The following is a 4,600-nucleotide window of genomic DNA, read 5'->3' as shown; positions in this document are numbered from 1 at the left end:
GAAACGCACGAAATGGGGCTGCTCTGTCTCTAACTGAATTACGCAACAAAGCCGTTATTAAACTCACTTTTTGGTCTACTGACACGCCTTTTTACAGTAAATAAGTAAACAATATGAGTCAGCAATATATAAAAGTAGTTGAAATGCTTTGCCAAGAGCTCGGTCTAGAGGCAGCAAACACTGAAACGAATAATGTGACAAGCATTAAAGTAGGAGAGCAAGAGTGCCACATTACCGAACACCCAAGTGGACGTTTGATGATGTTAAGTAATTTAGGTGAACTCAACAAAAACAATGCTCAGGTTTTGCTTGAAATGAATATGTTTAGCCAAGATGAGAAAAAACCAGTTGTTGGCTTTGATAATAAAAGTAATAACCTCATTCTTTGGAATCATCAGCCTATCGTTCAAGCCGATCGGTACACGGTATATCAACAATTGGAATTGCTCAGCCAATACTATGAACAAATAACCTCTCTAGCTAACAATATAGAATCAAAATCTATCGACAAAGAATCACATTTTTACCCTACAACTTTTCGCGTTTAATTGTATTAACCTAATAAACTGCAGGGAGCTGAAATACTATTACAGCTAGCGGTCTGCTCTCAACTTGCTTCACACGCAAGTTGATTACAGTATTCCCTAGTCACATCGGGATGCTTGGTTCAGGAAGAGCTACTTGGTTTGAAGGCGAGGCAACAATTCTTGCTCCATTGGTACTACATCAAGAATTATTAACAAAGTATGTAAACAAAGACAACTAGCCCTTTGAGAGTGTGTCACTGAATCAGTTTCATCATCAACGTTTTGTTCAGGACTGATTTAGGAAATCCGAAAGGGACTTATCAGTACCAAGGAAGATGAATAAAGCTGCATGGAATAAAGATTACAGAGCCTCCGTTCTGTTTACATCAGATTAACAAAGTACATTCGTGCCCTTATTGAGACCATAAAAGGAATAGAATCACGCTTAAGAAGCGCGAATGCCGAAGAACTGCGTATTTTGGTAATTGCGATCTGACTGAACCTTACGTAATATATAAAAAATATCAACCAATAATAATATAAAAAACACCTGTTTAACCTATAATAACTATTAACATTTAATGAAAGGACTGTTTTTATGTCAGTACGCCAAATTGTAGATGAGGTTCTGATAGAGTTTTCTCGTCGAGTAGGCTTGCCTGAATTACATTTGACTGAAGACGAACTGGGGTTAGCTTTTGACGATAAGTTAAGAGTGCATTTAATTTTTCACTCTAAAATAGAAACACTTCAACTAGAAGTAGAGATTGTTGACCTACAAATTGTTAATTCTGATCTTTATCGTTCTTTTTTGTCATTCAACTATCACTGGTCTGAACATCAACTATTTTTTAGTCTAGATAATCACAGGCACAAGCTGTGTTTAAACAGGTTGCTTCGTGCCGAAAAACTCGACTATGAGCTGTTTGAGAGTGGACTTGCTGAACTGCTCACACAGAGCGAATCTTGGGAGTCCTTGTTGTCTGCTCATGTCGTAACAGAAGTTTCACCGTCTATGCTTCAGAGCTCAGACTTAAGAGTTTAGGTACCTTATGTCCAACGACATCAAACCAAAAATAAATGATATATATTTCAATAACTTAGAGAGCAAAGGACAACCTCCCCTCGCAACGCAAGGCACCTTTCTGGGGCGAACCGTTGTACAGACTAGTCCTGGAGAGCGAGAGGCGAATCGAGCCAACTCCAAACTGGAGTTAAGTGAGTTGTTGTCGATGCATGCGAATGTGGAAATTTATAACTCAATCTTAAGCTTCGAAAAAGACCCTCATTCTGTACAAGCCTTATTGAATAGAAAAATCCAAGTGATCAGTCAGTCTCAATAAAAACGACCATAAATCGAAATCGGCCCTAGTTTTGAGCCTTGTGTAACTATCCTCAACTTGTGCGTTGTAATGACACAGAGTTAAAGCGGTACTAATAGCTGTAGCACACAATACACGCTGTTTCAGATAGTGGACACTTGTGATAGTCAAATTTTTGCTTCCCGTTTTTTTGAGCCGTGAAGCTTAGGTAGCCAAAGATTCAGCACTACTTAGACGCCTATCTTTGTAGGGGAAAGGTAATCCTCATTGTTTACATGCGTTGCCGGAGGAGAATAACTCCATCTATAAAGCCGTTTAAAAAACTTCTTACTCTCATCACCTTCTAATATTGTTTAAAATCAATGCATACATAGATATAATGACGATTTATGCCATAACTAAAGCTGTTTTACGATAAATGCGACGTTGTTGTTTAATTCAGTTAAGAAAAAGAGTTATTTTAACACACTTCTATCGATTTGACCTTCAAACTTAAATTGCAGACACCACCTTAGTTGGTGGTATCTGCGTTAGTTATTATATGTTCAGAAAATCAACTATTAGACGCTCGCCTCTCATTTGCCCTACAACACCAGACTACATAAAAATTTGCGTTTTTATATTTATTTCTACTTCAAAACTTCCGCAATATCCGCTGTACCGTTTAAGTAAATAATTGGCACTCCAAGTTTTTGGGCTAGGGGCTCAGCATGCTGCTTGAATAACTCGTACTTATCATTTTTGGATAACAACGTTTCTCCTTTCCAATCGGCTAAATCTTGGTGAGAGGCTGTTGGGGCGCTGTCGTTGAGGAAAAACCCTGCTATTTCCACCTTCTCGGTTGCCTTCTGCCCCTCGTGGAGATTTACACCTCCAGACGTACAGATAAGAATTTCATTGCGCATCCCATAGGTTTTCTTCAGGACTTCACTTGGAGTGTTGGTATGCCTTTGATGTCGCGGTAATTCCTTTTTTGCTAGTAACCCTGTACGTTCATAGTCAGGCATTGCCTCATAGCGGGTCTTTGTAGCGTTCTTATCTGAGACGTTGACAAGATCTTCAGTCCGATCAAGAAGACCAATGTTGGTTTCCGACATCAGATCGTTTGGACTAGCGGCAATAACATTTTGTTCCGGAACTTTCAGAATTACACCAACGGAGCCATAAGTGAAAGTCTTGCTCTGGTTTACGATACTAGTGCATGCTACATCCCAGGAGGTTAGCGCACTTTCTGCATCAATACTAAAAACGCCCTTCCCTTCCATCAAGTGAGTTATTGGTGCGGTGTGGACAATAAACTGAAAATCTTGTTTTGACTGGTGCCCACGCACTCCCATTTCACCACTTACTACTGTAGGATCTGTAAAACCTCCACTATCCCACGAGCGCACAAAGTTTTCCTGAACTGCTGGGTTATCGGCTTTTTGGTGTAACGCTGCGGTCAGCTTTTTAGCATCTGAGGATGAAGCTCCTTGACCATGTAATGCTTTGATGAAACCTTCTTTCATCCGGCTTATCAAGCCCCCCTTGTTCTGTCTGATTACATGCATATCTCGAATTTCGAACTGTCGTCCGTCATCAAGAGTAAAACCTCCCTTCGCTTGTTCTTTGTTCATTGCTGTCATTGCTGTCATTGCTTCATCCATACTTATCGTGATAGCAGTTTTTTCTCCTGTGGTGGGTTGTTTCAGTGTAGGTCCTGTTGGCGCGATATCCTGCAGTAGTTTAGCTTTGTCAGGCTGAACCTTTAGTTCATATGGACTCTTGGTATGAGTTGAAGTGTTTGTGACATTAGTCGTTTGAACTGGATTCAATCCAATAGGCATGAATATTTATCCTTTTATAAGCTGTTGAGAATAAGGCATGGTTACTTCATTTATCGGTTCTGATACCGAACTAAATTGAGTTCTAAGAGTACTCATAAGCACAATGAAGTTGTTCATCGTGTTCTCAAAGTCGATTTCATCGCAATCAACTAAGCTAAGCTCATGAATGAGAAGCAGTTTATTTTGATGCGTCGCTAACCAACAACGTTTCATCGTATCCTGTTGTCCGTTCAGTACCATACTGCTGCGGAGTATATACAATTCATCCTTCATAGAAATATCCGTTATCTCACCATGAAGTAGAAGCTCCTGTCCATCTTCAGAGAGTTGGACCAGGAGGGAATGAGCCTCGTCTACCCGCATATGGCACCGACGGTCAATTAGAGTTAGCTGCTCGTTGATATTTCTCAGCCAGTATTTGACATTACTTTCTCTGTCCATTTTATCCTGTTCAATTTGTCATGGTTTTACCACTTAGATTAACGTGCAACAAAAAAACGGCAATCATATGTAGCCGTTATTTTTTATGTTTCTACGGGAACAGTTTCGATGGTCTCCGTAAAATGGTCGGAAATAGCATTTTCACCCTCAAATTACATCATCTTAATTATGTTTATCTAATTGAATTTTGTATACTTTTTTAAAGTTTTGGTAAATGATTATAATTTGCTTAGCCAGCCAAAAGCGAGACCCAATTCCATAGGCATTGGAACGTAAATGAGTTGGTTAAGTGGTAAGATTAGCTTTGTTTCGCAATTCAGTGGAACTAAATTAAGAATCTACGACCTGAGCAGCTACATTCACTCCCTCTCGTAGCCCTATGCCTAAACCTCGTTACAAAACAACCAACTGGAAGCAATACAACCAATCACTCATTAACCGCGGTTCTTTGACCTTTTGGATTGATGAAGAAGCGATAAGTGGC

At 39.7% G+C, this 4,600-nt stretch carries 5 protein-coding genes and 2 pseudogenes; 5 read left to right on the top strand and 2 right to left on the bottom strand.

What is annotated here, in order from left to right; translation table 11 throughout:
• Positions 1 to 113: 113 nt before the first annotated feature.
• From AB6C75_RS22760 to exsE2, 4 genes and pseudogenes are all read left to right on the top strand, one after another.
• Positions 114 to 548, top strand: coding sequence for a CesT family type III secretion system chaperone (locus tag AB6C75_RS22760; protein ID WP_017098094.1), 435 nt, complete (start codon positions 114 to 116; stop codon positions 546 to 548).
• 254 nt (positions 549 to 802) lie between these two features.
• A pseudogene (locus tag AB6C75_RS22755) lies at positions 803 to 922 on the top strand (ISAs1 family transposase); the annotation flags it as partial.
• Positions 923 to 1,125: 203 nt separating this feature from the next.
• A complete protein-coding gene (locus tag AB6C75_RS22750; RefSeq protein WP_017098095.1) occupies positions 1,126 to 1,572 on the top strand; it encodes a type III secretion system chaperone in 447 nt (148 codons plus the stop codon).
• A gap of 7 nt (positions 1,573 to 1,579) precedes the next feature.
• Positions 1,580 to 1,870 (top strand): T3SS regulon translocated regulator ExsE2, encoded by a 291-nt coding sequence (gene exsE2, locus AB6C75_RS22745; protein ID WP_017098096.1) that lies wholly within the window; start codon positions 1,580 to 1,582, stop codon positions 1,868 to 1,870.
• A 608-nt stretch (positions 1,871 to 2,478) separates the two neighbouring features.
• Here the strand turns inward: exsE2 and AB6C75_RS22740 are convergent.
• Both AB6C75_RS22740 and AB6C75_RS22735 read right to left on the bottom strand, forming a co-directional pair.
• The gene (locus tag AB6C75_RS22740) at positions 2,479 to 3,675 is read right to left on the bottom strand and encodes a hypothetical protein (RefSeq protein ID WP_017098097.1); all 1,197 of its coding nucleotides are present in this window, start codon (positions 3,673 to 3,675) and stop codon (positions 2,479 to 2,481) included.
• Between the two features lie 6 nt (positions 3,676 to 3,681).
• Positions 3,682 to 4,116 carry a CesT family type III secretion system chaperone gene (locus AB6C75_RS22735; protein WP_017098098.1) on the bottom strand — a complete coding sequence of 145 codons (435 nt, stop codon included), beginning with the start codon at positions 4,114 to 4,116 and terminating at the stop codon, positions 3,682 to 3,684.
• A gap of 379 nt (positions 4,117 to 4,495) precedes the next feature.
• On the opposite strand from AB6C75_RS22735, the pseudogene AB6C75_RS22730 reads away from it, so the two are divergent.
• Positions 4,496 to 4,600 (top strand): annotated as a pseudogene (locus AB6C75_RS22730) (IS5/IS1182 family transposase); the annotation flags it as partial.

It is taken from the genome of Vibrio sp. 10N.237.312.B06, from assembly GCF_041464685.1.
Taxonomy (GTDB): Bacteria; Pseudomonadota; Gammaproteobacteria; order Enterobacterales; family Vibrionaceae; genus Vibrio; species Vibrio tasmaniensis_A.
The sequence above is the reverse complement of the archived record's forward strand: the minus strand, read 5'-3'. Positions and strand labels throughout refer to the sequence as shown.